Here is a 23509-nt window from a genome sequence, read left to right on the forward strand (position 1 = left end):
TGATCCGGGAATGACAGCGCGTCGACAGCGCTCAGAACGGCGCGTCGATATCGACGACGTCGATGAGCTTGTGGTTGACGAACTCCTTGATGCCGAGGCCGAGCAACTCGCGGCCATAGCCGGACCGGCGGACACCGCCGAACGGGAGGTCGGCCTTCACCATGGTGGGGTGGTTCACAAACACCATGCCGGTGGAGATCTTCTTGGCCACCTCGGCGCCGTGCTTGGCGTCGCCGGTGAACACCGAGCCGCCAAGGCCGAAGGGCGAGTCATTGGCGATGCGGACGGCGTCGTCCTCGTCCTTGGCCCGGAAAAGCATCGAGACGGGCCCGAAGAACTCCCAATGGCGCGCCGGATTGTCCTCTCCGACCTCGGTCAGGATCGTCGGCTGCACGAAGGCGCCCTGGTTCGGCACGCTCGGCCCGACCTCGGTGGCCGTCGCGCCATGCTCGACCGCCTTATGGATCATCGTCTTCAGCGCGTCGGCCGCGCCTTGGGAGGACAGGGGAGCAAGCGTCGTTTCCGCTGCGAAAGGATCGCCTGCGCGCAGTGCGGCGACACCCTTGATGTATCGCTCGAGGAACGCGTCGTAGACCGCGTCGACGATGATCATCCGCTTGGACGAGACGCAGACCTGTCCGCCGTTCCAGTGGCGACCGAACACCGCCCACCGGGTCGTCTTCTCCATGTCGGCGTCGGCCAGCACCACGAACGCGTCGGCGCCGCCCAGTTCCATGGTCGACTTCTTGAGCGCCTTGCCGGCCTGCGCCGCGACCACGGCGCCGGCCGCCTCGGAGCCCGTGAGCGCGACGCCCTGGACACGCGGATCGTTGATGATCAGTTCGACCTGGTCGTGGGCGGCGTAGAGGTTGATGAAGGCGCCGTCCGGCAACCCGGCCTCGCGCATCAACGCCTCGAACGCCGCAGCGCTCTGGGGCACGTTCGCGGCATGCTTGAGCAGCATCGTGTTGCCGGCGGAGAGCTGAGGCGCGATGATGCGGGCGATCTGATAGTAGGGGAAATTCCACGGTTCGATCGCGAGCAACACGCCGAGCGGCTCGCAGATCAAAGTCGCCTCCCCTTCGGCCGGATCTGCGACAGGAAGCTTTTCAGGCGCCAGCAGAGCCTCGGCGTTGCGGGCGTAATATTCGAAGATCGCCGCCGACAACTCGACCTCGGCCTTCGCCTCCGAAAACAGCTTGCCCATCTCCAGGGTAAGCAGTTTGGCGTAGGCGTCGATCTCCCTGCGTAGAATATTGGCGGCGGTCTGCATGATCTGCGTGCGCGCAGCGAAGGGGGTTTCGCGCCAGGACAGAAAGGCGTCATGCGCCTTCTCGATCGCCTGCCGGACCTCAGCGTCCGTGGCGCTCGGGAAGGTCTTCAGCAGCTCGCCCGTATAGGGATTGATGGTGGCGAATGTCATTGTCATCTTTCCTCATGAAGGCGTGGACGTCCGCGCACGGACGGCGCCCGACTGCCAGCAGCCTTTCGAAGGAGGCGCCTGCCGGCTTCCGACTCGACAAGGGATGGCGCAGGGAGCGCTCACCTCGGCGAACAGCCGGTCATGCGTCAATTTATGCCGCCGATCGCTCAAATGAATTGATGCAGATCAATCTGAGAAAAAGTCGCGATCAGCTTGACCTATGTCAAAGCTCACCTTGTACTATCTCGCTATGTCTGGCGCTTCTAGCGGAGGCAAAACAATGGACGTGCGGCTTTCTGAGGATCTATGGGCTACCAGCATGCTCCCCGAAGGCGTCCTGGTGCGATGGCGCCGTGGCGAAGGCGCCTTCGTCGCCAGCGGCGCTCCCTTGGCGGAGGTTCGTATCGAGGGGGGCCTGCACGAGATCATCTCCCCCTGCTGGGGCCGTCTCGACGCGCTAGCCCGGGAAAACGCCGTGGTGGAACCGGGGATGGTTATCGCGCGCGTCACGCCCGATCGTCCGGTCGCAACATGAGTTCTCTCGCGCCATTCCCGTCTTGGGCGCAGCGAAAACCTTGTGAACTTCCCTAATCGCAAAAGCCCCGCCGCGCCCGGCGGTCCAGATGAGTGGCGCGCGGGTCGGCGCGGCTCAGGCGGCTTCTGCGCTGGTTTCCAGATCGGCGCGGCGTAGAAACCGCACGCCGCCGTGCTCGAGAAGCTGGATTACCTGCTGGCGCTTGAGGCTGGAGATGACCCGGCTCACGGTTTCCGTGGTCAGGCCCAGGAAATCGCCCATATCCGCCCGTGTCATCGGCAGGAAGGCGAGGTCGGGCGCCCCGCCGACCTTCGCCTCACGGTCGGCGATGTAGAGGAGAAAGCTTGAGACGCGCTCCACAGCAGTCTTTCGACCGAGCAACGTCAGATGTTCGCGCGCGCTCATCAGCTCATCCGAAGCGCGGGAGAGCAGCTCTTCCTCCAGCCGAGGCGTCTCGAGCAGCAGTCTGCGGAACGGGACACGAGGAAAGCGGCAACTTTGAACACTAGTGAGCGCCTGAACGCCGAACTGATAATCGACACCGCCCGTCAAACCCAGGAAATCCCCCTTGAAAAGGAAACCGAGCACCTGACGCCGCCCATCGCCGAGCAGCTTGAACAGCATGACCATGCCTTCGGTAATGTTGAAAACGTGGTCGAATGTATCCCCCTCCCGGATGAGCAGATCGCCTGGGGCATAGGTCTTCACCGTGGCGCAATCGGCCAGCTGGCGCAGTTCCGGGTGCGGCAGCACGCTGCAGATGCTGGTGGTGCGCGCACCGCACTGGTTGCACATTTCGAGACAGGACACCGCCTCACGTTCAAGCGTAGCAACGTGCATGGCCTCGGCTCTCCTGAGGATTGACATCCTACGCTCGCCAGCGCTCCCGCACAGCCGCCTGGATATTGATATGCGCACACATATGCGTGGCTGAGGGCAAAATCCTTGATCTGGATCAAATCGCCTCCGTCAGCACGCTGAGCCGCTGCCGAATGGACCGCCGGATTTGATACAGGTCAACGCGCCTCGATCCGCTTCCCGCCTATTCTCCCAATCTGGCCCCGTCCTTGGGATTGGCGCCCGGAGGAGATGAAGATGGACGATAAGATCCTGCGTCGGCACGTCATCGACGAGCTGGACTTCGAACCTAGCGTCGACGCCGCCAACATCGGTGTAGCGGTCGACCAAGGCGTGGTGAGCTTGACCGGCCATGTGCCGAACTACGTCCAGAAGTCGCTGGCCGAGCAGGCCGTCATGCGCGTCAAAGGCGTGCGCGGTATCGCCGAGGCGCTGGAAGTGGGCGGCGACGGGACCACTCCCCATAGCGATGACGACATCGCCAGACGCGCCTTGACCCTGATCGATCTGAACGTGCTGATTCCGGCGGGCAAGATCCAGATCAAGGTCGAGCAAGGCTGGCTGACCCTCACCGGGGCGGTGGAGTGGGACTATCAGCGCACCGCCGCGAACAATGATCTGCGAAAGATGCGCGGGGTCATGGGCATTCGTAACAATATCACGGTCGCGCCCTACGCCAGTGCTGCAGACGTCGAGCGTCGTATCAAGGCTGCGCTCGAGCGCAGCGCTGAGATCGAGTCGAAAGGCGTCCGTGTCACGGTTCAGGACGGCCGGGTGAAGCTGGAAGGCCGCGTGAATAGCTGGGCCGACCGCGACACGCTGGAGCGCGCGGCCTGGTCGGCGCCCGGCGTCTGCATGGTCGAAGACGACGTGCAAATCGGCCGCTTAGCCTAGGCGCCGGCCTCTGGCCATCACCGTCACCCCATGGACTCGCTCATGTCGTTCAAGACCCTGCTCATTCACGTTCGATCCGACCTTGCGTCCGACGACGCCCTGCGCACCGCTGTGGCCTTCGCGCAGAGCCAAAATGCAAACCTGATCGGCCTGGGGGCGCGGGCGCGCATCCTCGTCGAAGACCCCGGCCTCGCCTACCTCGATGGGGCGACCCTTCAGGCGATCGTCGACCAGGAAGTCAGGGATGGAGCCGAAACCCATAAGCGCTTCTCAACCCTGACCCAGGCCTTGGGCGAGCGCGCCCACTGGCGGGCGAGGCGCGACTTTCCCACGACCGCCTTGATCGAGGAGGCCGCAGGCGCGGACATCATCTTGGCGGGTCTGGAGCGCGAGCCCTCCGACGTCGGGATCGACGTCCCCACGATCGTCTGTGAATCAGGACTTCCGGTCCTGGCCCTGCCGCCGGGCGGTGATGTGGTTCGTCTTCGATCGATCGTGGTCGCCTGGCGCAACACCCGCGAAGCCAGACGCGCCCTGTCCTGCGCCTTGCCGTTGCTGAAGCAGGCCGAGCAGGTCCATCTGCTTCAGATCGCACCGGTGAAGGACGCCGACGAGGCGTGGGGGAGCCTGAACGCCGCTGTCGCCGGCCTCGCGCGCCACGGCGTCAAAGCGTCGGCCGAGACCCGACCTTGCGCCGATGGCGCGGCCGAGGCTCTGATGGACGAGGGCCAGGCGCGTGCGGCCGATCTTCTGGTCCTGGGCGCCTATGGCCACTCCCGCGCGCGGGAGTGGGTGCTGGGCGGCGTCACCAAAGCGCTGCTCGCCGGCTCCTCCATTCCCCTGTTCCTGGCGCACTAAGCCCAGGCGCGGCGACGGACCAATCGGGGCCTCGCCGCTAAACAGGTCTGTCACGCCTCGCCGGGTTGATCAGCGGTTCAATTCGTTGCAGCTAGTAGTCCCTCCGGGGCCGGGCTCAAGAGAACGGTTGTGGCTTAATCCCGCCCCGCGAATGGCGTGTCGAGGGTGTGCTGTCCATCGCGCCAGCATCGCGCACGGCGCTCGAAAACGACCACAGCGAGGCTAAATTCTACACCTTATGCTTACGCCTTGAGATAGCTCAAAGCGTAATTATCCACCCTCTCTTATGCCTCTCATCAACGCCAATGTTGGCGGTAAATAGGGGCGCTAGCTATGCAGAGAAAATACGTCAATACATCTACCGTGTTCGCGCTCAGCGCAGGAGTTTTCCTTTTCGTCGGAAGCGCGGTGGCGCAGGATTACACCCCCCAAGGGCGCGGAAGCTTCATCATCGACCTTCGGGCCAGCGACGTCTCACCCGATACGTCTAGCCGCATCGTCACCGCATCCGGCGTCGACAGCGGCCTGCACGTGCACGTCGGCGATAGTGTCATGCCGACCCTCGGCTTCACCTATTTCTTGACCAATCAACTCGCCGTGGAAGCGATCCTCGGTACGACAGAGCATACCATCTCCGCTCAGGGAGCCGGGACGGACGTGAAAGTGCGCAGCACCTGGGTGCTGCCGCCGGTGTGTCCTTGCAATACCACCCGTGGCCCAAGGCTCGCCTTAGTCCCTACGTCGGCGCAGGCGTGAACGCCATGATCTACTATGGCGGTGACAACGCCAATGGCTTCAAGGTCCGCCTCAAGGACAATGTCGGCGAGGCGGTGCAGGGCGGCGCGGATCTGGCCTTGAAAGGGCCTTGGGCGCTGAATGTCGACGTGAAGAAGGTGTTCGTGGAGACCGACGCGGTAATCAACGACGGAGCGCTCCACTCCAATGTACATCTGGATCCCTGGGTGGTCTCCATGGGAGTGGGTCGCAGGTTCTGACCGATATCGGCGCGGTTCCCCAAGAGCCGCGCCCTCGCCGTCATACGGACCTACGCCGCGTGGCGCAGAGCGACGTCTTCATCCAGCTTCAATTCGCGGGCGCATAAACTCAGCGCAGCAGTGCGATGACTGACCAGGATCAGACCCTGGCGGGTGCGCTGCAGCCGGCGTTCCAGCCGCGCGATCACCAGGGCTTCGGTCGCGGCGTCAAGCCCTTCGGTGGGCTCGTCCAGCAGCAGCCATGCAGCAGGCCGGAGCAGTGCTCGCGCCAACGCCAGTCGCCGCCTCTCGCCTCCGGAAAGCCGCTCTCCCCCCTCCCCGATCGGGGTGTCGAGTCCCATCGGCAGCGCCCGCACGCGCACGTCCAGGCCCGCATCGAACAGGACCGCCCACAACGCCTCGTCCTCGGCCTGGGGATCGGCGAGCCAAAGGTTGTCCCGCACGCTGCCCGACAGCAGCATCGCCTCCTGTGGCGCGTAGGCGAAGACGCCACGGGCCGCGGCGGGTGCAAGCTCGGTCACGTCCACGCCGCTGATGCGCAGCTGTCCAGGCGCAATCTCACGCAGCTTGAGGAATTGCTCGATCAGGGTGGTCTTGCCGCAGCCGGAACGCCCCGTGATCGCCAATCGCTCCCCGAGCGCGAGCATCAGCGGTGGCGAACCGGAAAGGTTCATAGCAAGGGCGGCGCACGCCGGCGCCGCCAAGGACGGCGCGTCCGGTGCGGCCGTCGCGGAGTTCAGCACGGGGTCCAGCCGGCGCGCCGCCTCCTCCACCGCACCATCCTGCAGAAATCCACGGACCAGGCCAGATGCGCCGTCCACGGTCGCCGCCGCCGCCAACGCGGCGAGCGCGGCGAGCGGCAACGGTGCACCTTGTGCGAAGAGCAGCACAGCCACGGCGCAGATCGCGGTCATGATCGCGGACCAGCAAGCTTGCCACCCCTCGGCACGATGGGCCGCCAGCCGTGCGATGGCCAAGGCCTCCCCCTCGGCCGTGACCCGCGCCTCGGCCCAGTCCTGCAATCCGTAAGCGACGATCTCAGGCGCGGCGGCCAGCATGACAGCGCAGGCGTCCTTCAGACGACCCGCCGCCTGTTGCAGCGCCCCGCCTGAATAGCCCGCCGTCCGACGGGCCAGCGCCCAGGCTCCAAGCACGGTCAGCACGAACACCACTGCCGTGGCCACAGCGCAGCGCCAGCCTGCCAGGCCGGTCAACAGCACGCCCGCGGCCAGCGCAGCTGCGGCTCCCCAACGGCCAGAGATGCGCACGAACAGGGTCTCCACCGCGTTGACGTCCTGCACTAGCCGGGCGCAGGCCTCGCCCGTGGATAGGGCCAGCGCTTCGACCGGCGGCGCGGCGGCGAGGGCTGCAAACAGAGCCGGACGGATGCGGGCCAGGGCGCCGAGCGCCGCGCGATGGCCCTCCAGCCGCTCGCCGTAGCGGCAGGCGGTACGCACGATCGCAAACAGCCGGATCGCCGCGCTCGGCAACATGTAGTTGAAGGCCAGCGCCGTCCCGCTCGCACCGGCCAGGGCGGCGCCGGTGATGAACCAGCCCGACAGGCCGAGCAGCGCACTCGACGCCGCGCAGACGCCCACTGCCGCCGCGCAGGCGATCAGGAGCGAACCGCGCTGCCGGTGACGCTCGGTGGCGATCAGCTGGGCGAGGCTCACGGCAGGATCCTCAGGCGACCAGGCGGACGATGCGGTCGGCCAGGGCGGCGACCGCTTCGGAATGGGTGGCGATCAGGGTGGTGCGGCCCCTCGCAGCCCCAGCGATCACCGGTAGAAGTTCGGCCTCGGACACCGCGTCGAGATTGGCGGTGGGCTCGTCCAGCAGCAGCACCGGCGCATCTCGCAACATGGCCCGCGCCAGGGCCAGCCGCCGTCGCTCGCCGCCTGAGAGCCCGCCGCCCCGCTCGTCCAGCTGGCGCGACAGCCCACCCGCGATTGTCGTCAGCCCGGCCAGCTCGGCCGCGCGCGCCACCTGCTCAGCCGGCGCGTCGCGGCGCCCCAGCGCGATATTCTGCGCCAAAGTACCAGGAGTCACCACCGGCGCCTGTCCGGCCCAGGCGGCCGAGATCGCGCCATGGAGGACCGCGCCGTTGACCGTCACCTGTCCCGTCGCCGCCTCAGCCAAGCCCAGCAACAGGTTGAGCGCGGTGCTCTTGCCCGATCCCGTCGGTCCCATCAAGGCCACCATCTCTCCAGGGCGCAGCGCCAGATCGAAGCCGTCGAGCGCCGGCCGGTCATCGCCCGGATAGACCACACCCACATTCTCGAACCGGATTTCAGGTGCGACGGTCCCGCTCGCCGCCGCGTCGATGCTCCGGCGCGGCGCGGTGTCGGCGGCCATCAGTCCGTCCACGGCGGCTTCGGCGGCTTGGCGATCATGGTAGACGGCGGCCAGCCGCCGCATCGGCAGATAGGCTTCAGGCGCCAGCGCCAGCACGAAGACGGCGCGGCCAAGGTCGAGCTTTTCAGGCGCGGGAAACGGCAGCAGCCCCAGCAGGCTGAAGCCGCAATAGACCGCCACCAGCGCCACCGACAGGGCGGCGAAGAATTCCAGCGCCGCCGATGAAACGAAGGCGATACGCAACACCCGCAGGGTCCGCTCGGCGAAGCTTTCCGCGGCTTGACCGAGCACCTCCACGCTCCGCTGCTCCGCGCCGAACGCGAGCACCACGGGCAGCGCCCGAACACGATCGGCGAACAAGCCGGACAGCCGGCTCAAGGCGTCGAACTGGCGACGCGACTCCGCGCCCGCTGCGCCGCCCGCCAGCGCCATGATCAGGACGAACGGCGCAAAGGTGGCGAGCATGATCGCCGCCGAGACAGGACTGGCGAAAGCCATGGCGAGCGCAATGATTATCGGGGCCAGGCTTCCCGCCACACGCGCGGGAAGGAAGCGGGCGTAGTAGCCGTCGAGCGCCTCCACGCCCTCCACCACCAGCGTCATCGCTTCGCCAATGGGCGGCCTTGAACCCGGCCGTGCGTCCAGCGCGGCGCTCAGCACCCTAGCGCGAACCGTCGCCTTCACCTTCGCCGCGGCCCGGCCAGCGGTCCCGGCCGCGGCGCGCGACAGCATCCCCCGCACCACCCCTGCCAAGACGGCGAGCGTGGCGCCGGGCAAGGCGGCGGAGATCCCGTGAGGCAGCGAGGTGAGGGAGAGCGCTAGGCCGGCTGCAAAGGCCACCGCGGCCGTTGCATCGAGCAAGGTCAGCGCTGAGGCCGTACGCCCTTCGCGCGCCGCGAGTCGCCCGGTCGCACGCAACCATGCGCCCTTGCAACGGAGGGGTTCGGCATCGAGATTGGAGCCACGCATGACGCTTCATGCCCGTGCGAGGCCAAACTGGCGTTGATCCAGATCAACGCTCCCATAGCAGCCGACGCGTACTCCGAACACCGAAGCGCGGCCTCCGCAGCGCCCAGGAGCCTGCCGATGGACCTCGGAGTCGTCGATCTTTCCCGTCTGCAGTTCGCCCTGACGGCGCTTTACCACTTCCTGTTCGTGCCGCTGACCCTGGGCATGTCCATGATGCTGTTCATCATGGAAGGCGTCTATGTGATGAGCGGGCGCGAGATCTGGAAAACGATTACTAAGTTCTGGGCCACCATCTTCGGCATCAACTTCGTCCTGGGGGTCGCCACCGGCCTGACCATGGAATTCCAGTTCGGCACCAACTGGTCCTATTTCTCGCACTATGTCGGCGACATCTTCGGCGCGCCGCTGGCGATCGAGGGGCTGATGGCCTTCTTCCTGGAAGCGACCTTCGTCGGCCTGATGTTCTTCGGCTGGGAAAAGCTGTCCAAAGGCAAGCACCTGCTCGTCACCTTCCTGGTAGCGCTGGGGACCAACCTGTCGGCGCTGTGGATCCTGATCGCCAACGGCTGGATGCAACATCCTGTCGGCGCTGCGTTCAATCCTCAGACCATGCGCATGGAAGTCACCAACTTCGAGGCGGTGATCTTCAATCCGGTCGCCCAGGCCAAGTTCGTGCACACGGTCAGCGCCGGCTATCTGATCGCGTCGGCCTTCGTCTTCGGCATCTCCTCGATCTACATGCTGCGCCGCAAGTGGATGCCCGTCGCGCGTCGGTCCATGACCGTGGCCGCCGCCTTCGGCCTACTGGCGGCGCTCTCGACCGTCGTGCTTGGCGACGAGTCCGGCTACACGCTCACCGACAACCAGAAAATGAAGCTGGCGGCGATCGAGGCGGCCTGGACGCCAGAGCCGGCTCCGGCCAGCCTCACCCTGTTCGGCCTACCCGACGTGAAAAACCGCACCACCCACCTGGCGGTGCGCGTCCCCTGGGTGCTGGGGGTGATCGCCACGCGCAGCTTCGATAAACCGGTCGCCAGCATCTACCAACTCGTCGCCGTGGCCCAGACCCGGATCACGTCAGGCGTTCAAGCCTATGACGCCGTCGAACATCTCAAGCGCAATCCCGACGACCCGGCCGCGCGCGCCGTGTTCGCCGAACACGGCCGCGACCTCGGTTATGGGCTGCTGCTCAAGAAATATGTCGCCGACCCGCGCCGGGCCGACGCCGCCCTGATCGAGAAGACCGCCTGGGACACAGTGCCAAACGTCCCGCTGATGTTCTGGAGCTTCCGGATCATGGCCTTCACTGGGTTCTTCTTCATCTTCCTGTTCGGCGCAGCCTTCCTACTCACCTCGCTGCGGCGACACGACACCCGTTGGCTGCAATGGCTGGGCGTGATCGCTATCCCGCTGCCGTGGATCGCCATCGAACTTGGGTGGATCCTGGCCGAGATCGGCCGCCAACCCTGGGCCATCGACGGCGTCCTGCCCACCGCGCTCGGAGCCTCAAGCCTGACGCGGCCGGAGCTGTGGACCACCATCGTCGGCTTCACGGCGATCTATGGCGCCCTGGCGGTGGTCGAGGTGGGGCTGATCATCCGCACGGTGAAGAAGGGACCCTACACAGCGGATCCCGAGCCCGATCGTCCGCCGCTGTACCCTAATCCGGACGCCGGCCCGCGGCGTGGCTTCGCCACCCCTTCCGCCCTTCCAGCCGAGTGACGGGAGATCCTCATGCACATACCTCTCGACTATGAAATCCTACGCGTGATCTGGTGGGGTCTGCTGGGCGTGCTGCTGATCGGATTCACCCTTACCGACGGCTTCGATCTGGGCGTCGCCACCCTGCTACCCTTCGTGGCGCGCACGGACGACGAGCGCCGCATGGTGATCAACACCATCGGCGCCACCTGGGAAGGCAACCAGGCCTGGTTCATCCTCGGCGGCGGGGCGATCTTCGCCGCGTGGCCCTTCGTCTATGCGATCGCCTTCTCCAGCTTCTACCTCGCCATGTTCCTCATCCTCGCGGCGCTGATTCTGCGGCCGGTCGGCTTCAAGTACCGCTCCAAGCGTGAATCGAAAGGCTGGCGCACGACCTGGGACTGGGCGTTGTTCGTCGGCGGCTTCGTACCGGCGCTGGTGTTCGGAGTCGCGGTGGGCAATGTGCTGCAAGGCATCCCCTTCAGGCTCGACGACGACCTGCGCAGCTTCTACCTCGGCTCATTCCTGGGCCTGTTCACCCCGTTCACCCTGCTTTGCGGCCTGCTGTCGGTCGCGATGGTGGTGCTGCACGGCGCCGCCTGGCTGGCGATCAAGGCGGAAAAAGGCGTGGTGCGCGAGCGCGCCTGCCGCATCGGGACGCTCGCCGGCGGCGCGGGCATCGCACTCTTCGCCGCGGGCTGGGCGTTCGTCCGTTTCGGGGGTCTGGGCTACAAGATCGTCGGGGCCGTAATGCCCTTCGCTCCGTCCAACCCGTTGCACACGCTGGTGGCCAAGACGCCCGGCGCCTGGCTGGACAACTTCATCGCCCATCCCTGGATGTTGATCGCGCCGGTGCTCGGCTTTGCCGGCGCAGCCGCCGCCGTACTCGGTATCCGCGCGCGCAGAGAGTTCGCGGCGATAGCCGGGTCCTCGGCCTCCGCGCTGGGCATCATCGCCACGGTGGGATTGTCGATGTTCCCCATCATCCTGCCGAGCTCACTCGATGAGCACTCCAGTCTGACGGTCTGGAACGCCTCATCCAGCCACATGACCCTGTTCATCATGCTGATCGCCACGATCCTGCTGCTGCCGGTCGTGCTCGGCTACACCTTCTGGGTGTTCAAGGTCCTGTGGGGTCGCGTAGACACCCGCACGATCTTGGCCAGCCACGACTACTACTGAGCAAGGAGATCCGATCATGTGGTATTTCACCTGGGTTCTCGGTCTTGGCCTTGCGCTGGCCTTCGCCATCCTCAATGGGCTGTGGCACGAAATGCGTCTGCCGCGGGACGATGGGGCGGAAGACGCCCCCCTCTCCCCGGTCCGGCCTGCGACCGAAATCTGATGGGACGATTGCAGCGAAGCGGCGCAACGTCGAATGTCTTGAACATGCAGGGTTGAGACTAGAGTCGCTGGAGAGCTAATGACCGACGCCTCGCCGGCAGCCGCGCCCAACCCACCGGATGCAGTCAAGCAACCCGTGCGTCCACCCCTGCTCTCGGTGCTGGGGCCCGGGCTCATCACCGGCGCCTCCGACGACGACCCCAGCGGCATCGCCACCTATTCCCAGACCGGCGCGCAGTTCGGCTACGACCTCGGCTGGACCCTACTGTTCAGCTGGCCGCTGATGTGCGCGATCCAGGAAATCAGCGCCCGGATCGGACGCGTCACCGGTCGGGGCGTCGCCGGCAATCTGTTGAAGCACTACCCGCGCTGGGTACTCTACAGCATCGTCTCCCTGCTGCTGCTCGCCAACACCATCAACCTCGGGGCCGATCTCGGCGCCATGGCGGCCGCGCTGAAGCTGGTCATCGGCGGGCCGGAGCTGCTCTATGTCGGCCTGTTCGCCTTGGTCTCGGTGCTGCTCGAGGTGTTCGTCCGCTATGCGCGCTATGTCTCGATCCTGAAGTGGCTGACGGTGGTGCTGTTCGCCTATGTCGGGGTCGCCTTCGTGGTGCACATGCCGTGGCTGGACGTCGCGCATCATCTGCTGATCCCCAAGCTTTCATTCAAGGCCGATTACCTGACCGTGGTGGTGGCGATCCTGGGCACCACCATCAGCCCCTACCTGTTCTTCTGGCAGGCGGAAGAGGAGGTAGAGGAGGTCAAGGAGCGAGACGGCGCCAAACCGCTGGAGCGCGCACCGGACCAGGCGCCGGCAGAGTTCGCGCGCATCCGCTGGGACACCTATCTCGGCATGGGTCTGTCAAACTTGGTCGCCCTGTTCATCGTGCTAACCACCGCAGCGACCCTGCACACCCACGGCGTCACCAACATCCAGACCTCGTCCCAGGCCGCCGAGGCCCTGCGGCCGATCGCGGGTCCAGCGGTGTTCCTGATCTTCGCCTTGGGTATCATTGGCACCGGCCTGCTGGCCGTGCCCGTGCTCGCCAGTTCGGCCGCCTATGCCGTGGGGGAAAGTTTCGGGTGGCATGTAGGGCTGACCCGAAAGCTCGGTCGCGCACCGCGATTCTACGGGGTGGTGGCGCTGGCCACCCTGATCGGCGCGATCATGAACTTCACCCCGCTGGACCCGATCAAGGCCCTGTTCTGGAGCGCTGTGGTCAATGGCGTGGTGGCCGTTCCGGTGATGGTGATGATGATGCTCCTGGCCCGTCGACATGACGTCATGGGCCGCTTCACGCTGCCCCCGCTCCTACGCGGGATCGGCTGGCTGGCGACCGCAGTGATGGCGGCGGCGGCGATCGGGATGTTCGCGACCATGGGCCACGGTTGAAGACGCGGTCGCCATTGCGTCGTTCGAAGACTAGCGTGAGCGCCCTCAGAGGATCCCGCAACCAGTGACTCCGAGCCGCCTTCTCGCCGACCGTCCGATCATTTCGAGATCGCCATCGGGCGCCGCCCCATGCTGATCAGCCAGGGCGACGCACGCAGCGTCGATGCGGACCGGCGGCTCGCCTGCACGCTGGCGGCGGTCGCCGGCGCGCTCAACGCGGCGGCGTTTCAGGCGGTCGGGTTCTTTTCCGCCAACATGACCGGAAACGTATCGGCCTTATCGGCCCATTTGGCCGTCAACGACCTGCTGACGGCCGCCTTCTACCTGTCGATCGTGGCCGCCTTCATCGGCGGCGCCCTGGTCTCGACGCTGCTGATCAACCTCGGCAGACGCCGCCGCGTCCACGCCATCTATGCGTTCAGCATCCTGGTCGAAGCGGTCCTGCTGGCTCTACTCGGCTGCGCGGACCTGTGGTTGTCCGCCAGTTTGCGCGGCCCGGTGCTGATCGTCGGGCTCAGCTTTCTGATGGGCCTGCAGAATGCGACGGTGACCCGGATCTCCGACGCGCGCGTCCGCACCACCCACGTGTCCGGGATGGTCACCGACATTGGTATCGAACTCGGCATGCTGGTCGACATCGCCCGGGGACGCGAGCGCGCGGACGCGCCGTATCACACGAGGCTTCGCCTGCATGGCCAGACCGTCTTGGCGTTCTTGGCCGGCGGCGTCGTCGGTGTATTCGTCTATCGCATGGTAGGCGGCTTTCTGCTCATCGGCGCCGCAGGGCTCCTGCTCGCCCTCGCCTCGACAGCGATCCTCCGCGTCCACAGAACGCCGAACGCCGCAGCGTCTCCATCCCCACACGGGGCTGACTGACCCCACCACCGTGAGTCGGGCCGCCAGCTCGTCAGAATTCAACATCCTCGACATTTTTACTTCAATCTGAGCATCATCTATGATGTTTTTTATGTCACATATGATGTATTGACGGCCTTCATTCAGGCTTTATACGATCTGACGGTCATGAGGCCGCCACACCCGTTTCGGCGCGCGTGACGGAGCAGCTTGGCTTTTTGAGTGGAACCGCGGTGATGAAGGTGCTGGCCCACCGCAGTGAGAACGGCCGAAGCGTTCGCGTCGTCGAGTACAGGTTCGACGGGTCACGGCTCTATTTCGAAGGCCCCTCCCTCTACACGCACGTCGACGCGAACGGGACCAATCAGCTCGACTACATCGCCGCGATGGGACAGGCGATGGCCGGCAAGCCGAGCGTCCTGCTACTCGGCACCGCGGGCGGCGCTCTGGCGACCCAACTCAGCCGCGCGGGCGCATCGGTCACAGCCGTCGACGATTGTTCGGCTGGGTGCTGTCAGTCCAACGCTAACTCGTCTCCGCTTGGACGTAGCTCCCCCAAACCCGAACTAGCTCTACCCAACGACCTGCCGCCACTCAGCCAGGGCGGCTGAGCGTCGGTCTTTGTAGGTTGTGCGGCTGACGAGGTGGCGCTCCTGGCTAAAATGATTGTGCACGGTCCCGTGCACAGAGGCGAAGGTCTGGAGTGTTTTCATCCTCCGAAACCTCAACATGGCCCGTTCTCGTCGTCGGAAGGGCTGATGGGAGTTCTCAGCCCGGTTGTTGATCCAACGGCCAACCTCCTGACGTTCGGTCCCGCCGATCTCCTTGAGTGCGGCGCCGTAGGACCGGAGCCCGTCAGTGGCGATCGCTCTCGGTTTGCCGTGACGCTTCATGGCCTTTTTGATGAATTTCAGCGCGGCCGCCTTGTCCCGCTCCTTGGTGACAAAGGATTCCAGCACCTCGCCCTCGTGGTCGACGGCTCGCCAGAGGTAGCGCATCTCGCCATTGATCTTCACGTAGACCTCGTCGAGGTGCCAGCGCCAATGGGTGTGCTGGCGCATCGCCTCCACCCGCCTCTTACGAATCTCCGAGGCGAACATCGGACCGAAGCGGGTCCACCACAGCCGCACCGTCTCGTGGCAAATGTCGATGCCCCGCTCGTGCAGGAGATCCTCCACGTTCCTCAGCGACAGAGGGTATTTGACGTAGAGCATCACCACCAGACGGATCACCTCTGGCGATGAGTCAAACCAGCGAAACGGATTGGGTGGTGGCTTCCGGCGGGGCATGCCCTTCCCTACCCTCGACCGCGCTCATCGCAAGGTACATTTCACCTGACAGAGCCCCTTTCGGCGGGGCATGCCCCTTCCCTACCTCCGGCCGCGATCACCGCAAGGTACATTTCACCTGACAGAGCCCCGGGGACGACTGAATGACAACTCGGGTACGGACCTGGCTTAATTGTGCGAACCAACGGAGCGGTTATGTTGATCGCTCGGGCGCAAACGAGCCGAATCCATCTCCAATATATCAATATATCTTAGCGTATGCTCATCATCCGCATCTGTTATCATGCGAGCAATCGTAGCTGCCGACTCTGACGTCGCGAAGTCCTCCGAGAAGATTAGCGGCAAGATCATGGCTTGATACATTCTGGAAGAGAATGCTATAGATAGCGCGCCAAGGATGTATACCTGCTCTTGAGCGCTCACTCGACCGTCGCGACTGAGAAGAAAATCCCGAGCCTTAACTCCATGGCCGATGGCCAAGGCTAGATACAAGTAGTTTCTAACCCCCATCGCTCCTTCCCGTTCGATCCATATGATCATTGAGCGACAATCGAGCGAAGGGTGTTTAACGCAGCTTTGGGCGGCTATCTCGCGAACATCCTCGTCACTATTTTCACTTAAACGAAGCACTACTCGCGCTCGTTCAGCGACTGGCACATGCTCAGCTTGAACGACACGGAGGTCTGCGACAGAGGCATCACTTATCATTTCAAGTCACCGAGCATACAGCTTGCTTTGGGTCGGTCCTGCACAAAATTTCTATGTCAACGGTCGGCGGCAAAATGAAAAGGGGCTCCATTCTAAATTTTCCAAGACCGCGAAGCTTATTAATGTTGCGCGCACCGGCAATTTTTAGCTGTTTGATAATACGCTTTACAAGCTGAGTGTCACCAGCCTTCTTCGCCGCATCCAGCATTTCTTGAAGCTCCTCCACATCGCGAGGAAGCCCGCTATCCCACTCATTTCCGATTAAGATGATGCCCGGCGGGGGCTGTATTCGCTTCGCCGTCACCGTAATGCCTGGCACCTGCGTTGACCGAGATGTGCCATCCAATGCTTGCTGCTGTTGTGCATTTTGAACGTTTTGCAGATTTGATAGATTATTAGCGTCAATTTGGTTAAGTATGTCGTTGGGGCTCGTTACAGTTACCCCCGGAAGCTCGGTGGGGGTGGGCGTGCCGCCTCCCTCAACAGCCGGCTGCGTATCGTCGCCGCTGCTTCCATCCAGGCCCATCGGATCGGCCATGTTGACCGGGTCCCCGTGGACGTAATTGTACCAGTTCATCCCGTCGCCGTAGCCGATGGGGTCGGTCTGCATGAACCGGCCGAGGGTGGGCGAGTAGGATCGGGCCATGTTGTCGTACAGCCCGGCCTCGGGTATCCACGGCCGTCCCGCGAACCCGAACCGTCCGAGGTTCGACGGCCCCGGCATGCCATAATCGTCGTAGGTGTTGATCGCCAACGCCGTCCCCGTGCTGCTCCCCACCGCGATCACCGAGCCGATCTGGTCTTTGAGTAGCCAGCGCCGGTCCGACGTGCCCGCCCCCTCATACCATACCAGCGGCGTCCCATCCGGCCCAGGCACGTAGCGGCGGAGCAGGTTGTTGTTCCCGTCGCGCTCCTCGGCGATGGCGGCGCCATTATAGGTGAACCGCGTGGTGGCGCTGCCTGAGGTCTGCACCAGCCGACTCAGCCCGTCATAGGTCAGGCTCGCGGTGTTGACGGTGGTCAGCTTGTTGTCCACCGAATACCCGTAGCCGTTTAGCCCATCGGAAGTAAGGTTTCCCTTGCCGTCGTAGCCGAACGTGTAGGGCGACGCGGACGTGATGCGGTTCAATCCATCGATGCCGTAACCCTGCGCCCCGTTCGTGTAATCGCCAAATTCATAGATGTCGTTGGTGAGACTGCGCACGTTAATCTGGCCGGCGGCGTTGTAGCTGAGGTTGCCCGACACGTTCTGGCCCGCGTCGCCGCTGAAGCTATGCCCCCAGGCGGCTAAACGGGACAGGCCGTCGTATGCGAAGCCGTCGACCAGCAGGCCTGAGCCGTAGCTGGCTTGAGTTGGCCGACCGAGGCTATCGTAGCTGTAGGTGGCCAAGACGCCGGGTCCAGAGGTCGCGCCCTGCTCGGCGATCTGCGTGACATGGCCCACCGCATCGAGCTGATAGTTGACCGCGAAACCGTCTTCCCAGACCAAGCGGTTCAGCTGGCCGGTCGCTGCGTATCCCAAGTACACCGCGCCGTTGAAATTGTTGGATTCCTCAGCCTTCCGCCCCAGGGCGTCGTAGATCATGGTCGACCCAAATCCGTTGGCGATAGCCGTGGTTATTCTGCCCTTGTTGTCATAGGTGTAGGTGTGCACGCCATCGTTCAATAGGTTGCCTAGATTGTCGTAACTAAAGGTTCGGCTAGCGCCGTCGCGCGTTCTGAGCCCTGTCAGATTTCCATCGGCGTCGTAGGCATAGCTGGCATAGTCGTTGGGGTTCCCCGACCCTGGCGAGTTGGGCGATGGATAGATAGTTGTGATCAACCGGTCGAAACCATCGCGGCTATAGGTCGTCGCGTTGCCGGCGCCATCCTGAACGATAAAGGGCTGTCCATTCTTAGTATATGACACCACCTGCATATCGTCACGCTGACTGGGCGTGCCGACGCCGGAGGTCACCGCTGTCACCTCGTCAGCGGCGTCGTAGGTGTACTGGGTGATGCGGTCCGGGCCGTCGCCACCGGCCTGTCCCGCGGCGCAGGCGCCCGCCACGGTGAAGAAGGCGAGCGCATTCATGCGGACGGCCTTGCAGGTGAGCCGATTGGCGGCGTCATAGGCGTATTGGTGTTCGTTTTGTGCGCCCGCGCCCGTCTGCTGGTCGTAGTCGACCACTTTGCGGCCCGCGCCGTCATAGCCGTTGGTATGTTCGATCTGCGAGCTGAAGTTCGCCCAGTCGGCGTCGGATGAACTGTTGACCGTGCCCGCCTCGACCATGGTCACCCGACCGTCGGCGTTATAGGTGAACCGCGTGGCGGCCGGCGTTAGCGGGCCGCTTCCATCCGGATCGGGCGTGACCATCCCGAGAAGCTCACGATCCGCGTCGTAGCGAAGGCTGGTGACGGCTCCTAGAGCGTCGACCTTGCTGGTGACGTTGCCGAAGACGTCGTAGCCGAAGCTTTGGGTGGTGCTGACCGAGTTGTCCCCGGCGGCCGTGGTGACAGCGATGGGCGCGAGGTTCTGATTGGGATCGTAGGTGATGGCGACCCGCGTCTCATCGGCGGTTCCGACACATGAGGCCGTCGCGTTGCAGCTGGAGACGCCGGTCAGTAGATAGATGGGCGACCCGGCCTGGAATGTGCCGACGATGTTGTAGTAGTTGGCCGACATCGGCGTGTAGCTGTAACGGGTCTGGGGCCGCACGCCGTTGGCGCCCGCCGGCTTGGTCACGGTGAGCGCTACGCCGGTGGTGTTGTCGTAGGTGTAGTCGGTCTCGTTCCCGTTGGCGTCCTTGGTCCATTCCGGCTTGTTGCACCAGACCGTATAGGTGCAGCCGGCGTCATAGCCCGCCGTGGTGACGATGTCGGCCAGGGGGGAGCCGGGGTAGGGAAAACGGTCGGTCTGGGTGATGTTGCCCCGGCCGTCGTAGGTGTAGCGGACCCCGTTTCCCTCGGGATAGGTGATGGTGGTCACGCGACCGAAGCCGTCATAGGCGTAGCTGGTGGTGCGGTTCAGTCCGTCGGCGCTGGAGGTGATGACGCCCAGGGTCTTGTCCGACACGATGGTGTTGGTGTGCCCGAGGGGATCGGTCACCGTCGTCGTGCGCGTCGAGCCGCTATCGGAATAGCCATAGGTCCAAGTCCCGGCGGCGGTGGCGTACGAGGTCACCTTGAGGGGCGCCACGGACGTGTCGTAGGTCACGGTATAGCTGTTGCCCGAGGGTGATGTCGTCGTGCGGGAGAGATTGGGTGCAGGGTTTGCCGTTGCGCCGAACGTCGTCTGCCTGCCGAGCGGATCGACAAACGTATCTCCCGCAGTGGTGAGATTGGGACTCGTATAGGACACCGCATCCCAATTTTGCGAATAAGTGCAGCCTATGGGCGAATAGCAGGGGTCGTAACGGTTGTTTACCGCCACAACCTTCAGGTCGACGCCTGTATAATTGGTTGGCGAAGGCGGCGCCGCGGAATTATATGAGCTGAGCTGATATTGAATCGAATATCCACGATTGCTGTAAACGCCAGTTAAATATACGAGTCCGGTCGAGTTTGCTCCCGAGTAGGTTTGATAATTGTAAATCAGGCTTTCGCCTGTTGGCTTCGTCAGCAGTTCGATGCGCGCGACGTAGTTGGGGCTATTGTTGAAGTTTCCGAATGTGGCGACCGTCCCGTCTCGCATCGTGTAGGTGAAGCTGTATTGGCTGGGGCTGGCGGCGTTGCCAGTGGTCGGATCGCGGTGCGGAAGCACACCCGTCAGGGTGGACCCGCTGCCTTGATTGTTGGTGAAAACCGGCGCAGCGGCGGTGCCGGAGAAGGTGAAGGATTCCGAGGCCGTAGCCATGTTGACCGTATAGATCGAGCCGTTGACGGTGATCTCGCCGTAGAAGTTGTCGCTGCCCTGCGCGCCCATATAGGAACGCGACAGAGCGCCAGCGCCTTGGCCGACCGACACCTGAGCGCTTGACGCCAGAAACTGCCCCGTGATCAGGTCGACGCCGTTCCCATCGACCGCAGGATGCACGGGCGGAATCGGGGCCACGATCACTTGAGCCGTCGCTGCGCTGCCAATGAGCAGCGCACACCCGAGCGCGCTCAGGCTCACACCCCATCGCCACATACCGCCCCCAAAATGTGCGCGCCCTAAGTTCGCGCCATCCGCGCCCCCCGGCCGCATGCAATCTAGCTTGACAGTTTCGGGAGGCAAGGCCAAAACTGCGTCGCGGTTGAGTATTTGGAGTAGTCTGGGCACTATGCACTTAGCGTGATGAAGATAAAACCATATACCTACTGTGAATTTTACGTAAATCGCAGTGTTTAGCATCGACAATCTAATATTAGCCCACAAAAGGCGGAGTTATTTCTATGATTGTCGCTACACTCTTAGCGGCCATCGCAGCCGTTAGCTCCGCGACGCCGTCGTCAGCTCTGCCGATGTTGAAATTCGTGTGCACGGGGACGCAGACCTCATCGCGCAGCGACGTTGCAGGCAAAATCCAGATGCCCTGGAAGCGAAGCTATCGCATCAATCAAAAGACGCTCATGGCCTGCACGGCCGTCTGTCGTGGAACCCATGTTGAGCTTTCCGCTCAGAAAGTTGTCTTCCGGAGCCTGGACGACGGGCGCCTCTCACAGCCGCTCACCCTGGACCGCGCCTCGATGAATGTCGTTGGTCATCAAGTGACCCCGCTCGGCCTAAAGGTCACCCTCACCGTCGACACAACTGGTCAGTGCGCGCCAGCCGCCTAGGCCGCCGAAGTTGCGATGGGGAGATCGTCATTCGCAGACCGCGTCTACCTGCCTTAAGCCTGACGATAGGGATTGGACGTCGAGCGAAGCGTTGGCGCCGTCCCGCCGGTCGCGTCGGGGCTGCCGGCGCGGCGATTACACTGCACGGGCTCCTGTTGTTGGTGCTTCTGCAGGCGGCGAGGGGCGCCTTGATGACCGGCGGGGTGGCCGGTGATGATCGTGGTGTGCTCGCCGTCAGCATGATCCGCGATCTGCCTGGAGATCGGCCCGACGCCGCCGGCCGCTCGACACTCAGTTCCACGCCGCGGGACACCGGCGCTACAGATGCCAACACCTCCGATCAACCGGCGCCAGACACCTCCAGCGAGACGGCCGCTCAGAAGGACTCTGCAGCCGGCGCCCGGCAGGCCTTGGCCGACGCCCACGCCTTGACCGACGGCCCGGAGAAACCGGCGCTCGATCAACCCAATCCATGGTCCCAGGCCTCTTTCCTGGCCCAACACGATCAATATGCCTCGTCGCTCTGGCGGGACGTCGCGCCCTGCTGGAAGGCCGCGACCCATTCAGGCGGGATCAGTGTTCGTGTAGTGTTGGATCAAGACGGCAATCTCATGCGCGCCGACCTGCTACGCGACCACAGCGTCTCCGGACCGGCCCTGGACGAAGAGGCGCTCGACAGCGCGATTGACGCGCTTCAGGCCTGCGGACCCTACAAGCGATACAGCGGAGCGTCTCGCACCTATGACGTCCGATTCCCTGGCTGAGCGCGGAAGATCGCCGTCGTCCTAGGTTCCCGTGTTCCACACGGCGGCGTTGCTGGCCGAGTAGACAACCAGATTTCCGTCCGTCTGGAGAGCGAGGTAGGCGCCTGCGTTTCCAGACGTCTGAGAGCTCCAAAGCGCTTTGGATTGGACATCGTAGAGAACCAGATTGCCGTCGCCCTGCATCACCAGATAGGCGGCCTGCGTCCCGGACGTGGCGCTGCTCCAGAGGGCTCCGGACGGCCCATAAAGCACCAGGTTCCCATCGCCCTGTAGGACAAGCTCGTAGCGACCATCTTGCGACCACATGGTTTGATTGCGCAGCAACCCTTGGCCAGCGTTCATCAGGTACAGCGCCGCAGGTGCAGGGAGCGATGCATGCGAAAGGGCGTTTCGGTTGTCGGCGTTGTCACTGAAGTACGCGCCGACCTGCGAAGCCGTGGTGGACGTCGCCCCGGTCACCCGCCCCTGCGCGTCGTAGAAGTAGTTGGTGGTGCCCGCGCTCACGGGGACAGGCAGCGCCGAAGCGGCCATCAAGCCGAGCGCGACACAGAGCGTTCTCACCTGCATGGCCCCCTCCAATCGATCCCTCTTTATGGCTCAGGTTGCAACCTACGCGCAAGGCTAGCTTGGCTGAGGGTGCGCCATCTTTGGATCGCCCCTGCTCTGGAAGAGTGAAATCGGACTGATTTTGCGATCTGTCGGGTTGCGGTCATCGGTCCAGCCTAAACCGTCAGAATGAGGGGCCCCTTGGGACCCGATCACCCGCTAAGAGGGTTCGTTTCCACGGCTATCCACAGCCCGACAGTTCCTCACGAAGCCTTGTGTAGCCTAACTGGAACCGACGTGTGGGACGGAGTTCCACTTTTCGTGTCTGCTGGCGAAACGGCTCAACTGGGACCGCTAGCCCTCTCCACCTTCCCAACCGAGGACGTCGCCAATGCCAGACCGCGCGCACCTGGAGGCCCTGGCCACCCAGCTAGAGGCCTCTGGCGACTACCGCGTGCTACGCAAGCTGCGCCAACGCGACCAGTTGCCCTCTCCGCCCCCAGGGGCGCGCCTTGGCCTGGTGCTCGACGTCGAGACCACCGGCGCCGATCTACGCGGCGACGAGGTGATCGAACTGGCCATGGTGCGCTTCGTCTACAGCCCGGAAGGCGAAGTGCTCGGCATACAGGAGATCTTCCAGGGCTATCACCAGCCCTCCAAACCGATCTCAGCGGAGATCACCGCCTTGACCGGCATCGACGCCGCAACGGTCGCCGGCCACAAACTTGATCTAGACCGGGTGGGGGCGTTCGTCGCGCCATCGGCGATCGTGGTGGCTCACAACGCGGCTTTCGACCGGCGGTTCGCCGAGCGCCTGCCCCCCTATTTCTCCACCAAGGCATGGGGCTGCTCGATGTCCGAGCCGCCCTGGCGCGAGGAGGGCTTCGAAGGGCTCAAACTCAGCCATCTCGCCGCTCAGTGCGGTTTCTTCTACGACAAGCACCAGGCGCTGCAGGACTGCCTGGCGACGCTGGAGATCCTGGCCCGTCCCCTGCCCTCCGGACGGACGGCCTTGGCCGCGCTTTTGGAGCGCGCACGCCGCCCCAGTTGGCGGCTTTGGGCGGAAAACGCTCCGTTCGAACACAAGGACGTTCTCAAGGCGCGGGGGTATCGCTGGAGCGGTGGCGACGACGGTCGCCCACGCGCTTGGTGGACTGACGTAGATCAGGACATGGTCGAGGCGGAACTCGATTGGCTCAGATCCAACGTCTATGGCTACGAGGCGGAGGTGCCGCAGCGACGGCTCACCGCCTTTGATCGCTATTCGGAGCGCGCCTAAAGC

19 protein-coding genes and 1 pseudogene are annotated in these 23509 nt (G+C 64.1%); 13 read left to right on the plus strand and 7 right to left on the minus strand.

The features are described 5' to 3' along the window. Window positions 1-31: 31 nt before the first annotated feature. A complete protein-coding gene (locus GSQ87_RS03365; protein ID WP_158913208.1) occupies window positions 32-1423 on the minus strand; it encodes an NAD-dependent succinate-semialdehyde dehydrogenase in 1392 nt (463 codons plus the stop codon). Between the two features lie 280 nt (window positions 1424-1703). On the opposite strand from GSQ87_RS03365, the gene GSQ87_RS03370 reads away from it, so the two are divergent. Next, window positions 1704-1958 carry a lipoyl domain-containing protein gene (locus GSQ87_RS03370; protein WP_158913210.1) on the plus strand — a complete coding sequence of 85 codons (255 nt, stop codon included), beginning with the start codon at window positions 1704-1706 and terminating at the stop codon, window positions 1956-1958. A 114-nt stretch (window positions 1959-2072) separates the two neighbouring features. On the opposite strand, the gene GSQ87_RS03375 is transcribed toward GSQ87_RS03370, so the two are convergent. Further along, on the minus strand, window positions 2073-2798 hold the full coding sequence (locus GSQ87_RS03375) for a Crp/Fnr family transcriptional regulator (RefSeq protein ID WP_158913212.1): 726 nt from the start codon (window positions 2796-2798) through the stop codon (window positions 2073-2075). Window positions 2799-3053: 255 nt separating this feature from the next. Here GSQ87_RS03375 and GSQ87_RS03380 point away from each other — a divergent pair, with 255 nt between their 5' ends. The 3 genes and pseudogenes from GSQ87_RS03380 (at window position 3054) to GSQ87_RS03390 (ending at window position 5563) form a co-directional block, all read left to right on the plus strand. Continuing rightward, window positions 3054-3710 carry a BON domain-containing protein gene (locus GSQ87_RS03380; RefSeq protein ID WP_158913214.1) on the plus strand — a complete coding sequence of 219 codons (657 nt, stop codon included), beginning with the start codon at window positions 3054-3056 and terminating at the stop codon, window positions 3708-3710. A gap of 42 nt (window positions 3711-3752) precedes the next feature. Then, window positions 3753-4568: a universal stress protein gene (locus tag GSQ87_RS03385; RefSeq protein ID WP_158913216.1), complete on the plus strand. Its 816-nt coding sequence runs from the start codon at window positions 3753-3755 to the stop codon at window positions 4566-4568. A gap of 333 nt (window positions 4569-4901) precedes the next feature. Next, a pseudogene (locus GSQ87_RS03390) lies at window positions 4902-5563 on the plus strand (OmpW family protein). A 50-nt stretch (window positions 5564-5613) separates the two neighbouring features. On the opposite strand, the gene GSQ87_RS03395 reads toward GSQ87_RS03390, so the two are convergent. Next, window positions 5614-7236: an amino acid ABC transporter ATP-binding/permease protein gene (locus GSQ87_RS03395; protein ID WP_158913218.1), complete on the minus strand. Its 1623-nt coding sequence runs from the start codon at window positions 7234-7236 to the stop codon at window positions 5614-5616. A gap of 10 nt (window positions 7237-7246) precedes the next feature. After that, window positions 7247-8887 (minus strand): thiol reductant ABC exporter subunit CydD, encoded by a 1641-nt coding sequence (cydD, locus tag GSQ87_RS03400; RefSeq protein WP_158913221.1) that lies wholly within the window; start codon window positions 8885-8887, stop codon window positions 7247-7249. Window positions 8888-9004: 117 nt separating this feature from the next. On the opposite strand from cydD, the gene GSQ87_RS03405 reads away from it, so the two are divergent. The 6 genes from GSQ87_RS03405 (at window position 9005) to GSQ87_RS03430 (ending at window position 14791) form a co-directional block, all read left to right on the plus strand. Next, on the plus strand, window positions 9005-10609 hold the full coding sequence (locus GSQ87_RS03405; RefSeq protein ID WP_158913223.1) for a cytochrome ubiquinol oxidase subunit I: 1605 nt from the start codon (window positions 9005-9007) through the stop codon (window positions 10607-10609). A 12-nt stretch (window positions 10610-10621) separates the two neighbouring features. Continuing rightward, complete coding sequence (gene cydB, locus GSQ87_RS03410; protein WP_158913225.1) at window positions 10622-11770, plus strand: cytochrome d ubiquinol oxidase subunit II; 1149 nt, start codon at window positions 10622-10624, stop codon at window positions 11768-11770. A 16-nt stretch (window positions 11771-11786) separates the two neighbouring features. Continuing rightward, entirely contained in the window at window positions 11787-11933 is a 147-nt protein-coding gene (gene cydX, locus GSQ87_RS03415) for a cytochrome bd-I oxidase subunit CydX (RefSeq protein ID WP_158913227.1), read from the plus strand. 78 nt (window positions 11934-12011) lie between these two features. Further along, a complete protein-coding gene (locus GSQ87_RS03420; RefSeq protein WP_158913229.1) occupies window positions 12012-13325 on the plus strand; it encodes an NRAMP family divalent metal transporter in 1314 nt (437 codons plus the stop codon). A gap of 129 nt (window positions 13326-13454) precedes the next feature. Beyond that, entirely contained in the window at window positions 13455-14201 is a 747-nt protein-coding gene (locus GSQ87_RS03425; protein WP_158913231.1) for a YoaK family protein, read from the plus strand. 197 nt (window positions 14202-14398) lie between these two features. After that, window positions 14399-14791: a hypothetical protein gene (locus GSQ87_RS03430; protein ID WP_158913233.1), complete on the plus strand. Its 393-nt coding sequence runs from the start codon at window positions 14399-14401 to the stop codon at window positions 14789-14791. On the opposite strand, the gene GSQ87_RS03435 is transcribed toward GSQ87_RS03430, so the two are convergent. After that, complete coding sequence (locus GSQ87_RS03435) at window positions 14753-15469, minus strand: IS6 family transposase (protein ID WP_158913235.1); 717 nt, start codon at window positions 15467-15469, stop codon at window positions 14753-14755. The two genes, GSQ87_RS03430 and GSQ87_RS03435, sit on opposite strands and share 39 nt — an antisense overlap. A gap of 709 nt (window positions 15470-16178) precedes the next feature. Further along, window positions 16179-20273: an RHS repeat domain-containing protein gene (locus GSQ87_RS03440; RefSeq protein ID WP_158913237.1), complete on the minus strand. Its 4095-nt coding sequence runs from the start codon at window positions 20271-20273 to the stop codon at window positions 16179-16181. 260 nt (window positions 20274-20533) lie between these two features. Here GSQ87_RS03440 and GSQ87_RS03445 point away from each other — a divergent pair, with 260 nt between their 5' ends. After that, a complete protein-coding gene (locus tag GSQ87_RS03445; RefSeq protein ID WP_158913239.1) occupies window positions 20534-20917 on the plus strand; it encodes a hypothetical protein in 384 nt (127 codons plus the stop codon). A gap of 155 nt (window positions 20918-21072) precedes the next feature. Further along, entirely contained in the window at window positions 21073-21681 is a 609-nt protein-coding gene (locus GSQ87_RS03450) for a hypothetical protein (RefSeq protein WP_158913241.1), read from the plus strand. Between the two features lie 21 nt (window positions 21682-21702). On the opposite strand, the gene GSQ87_RS22395 is transcribed toward GSQ87_RS03450, so the two are convergent. Then, on the minus strand, window positions 21703-22248 hold the full coding sequence (locus tag GSQ87_RS22395) for a hypothetical protein (protein WP_216838948.1): 546 nt from the start codon (window positions 22246-22248) through the stop codon (window positions 21703-21705). Between the two features lie 370 nt (window positions 22249-22618). Here GSQ87_RS22395 and GSQ87_RS03460 point away from each other — a divergent pair, with 370 nt between their 5' ends. Beyond that, window positions 22619-23506: a 3'-5' exonuclease gene (locus tag GSQ87_RS03460; protein ID WP_158913243.1), complete on the plus strand. Its 888-nt coding sequence runs from the start codon at window positions 22619-22621 to the stop codon at window positions 23504-23506. Window positions 23507-23509: the final 3 nt, after the last annotated feature.

It is taken from the genome of Caulobacter sp. S45 (assembly GCF_009765965.1).
In the GTDB taxonomy this organism is placed as follows: domain Bacteria; phylum Pseudomonadota; class Alphaproteobacteria; order Caulobacterales; family Caulobacteraceae; genus CAHJWH01.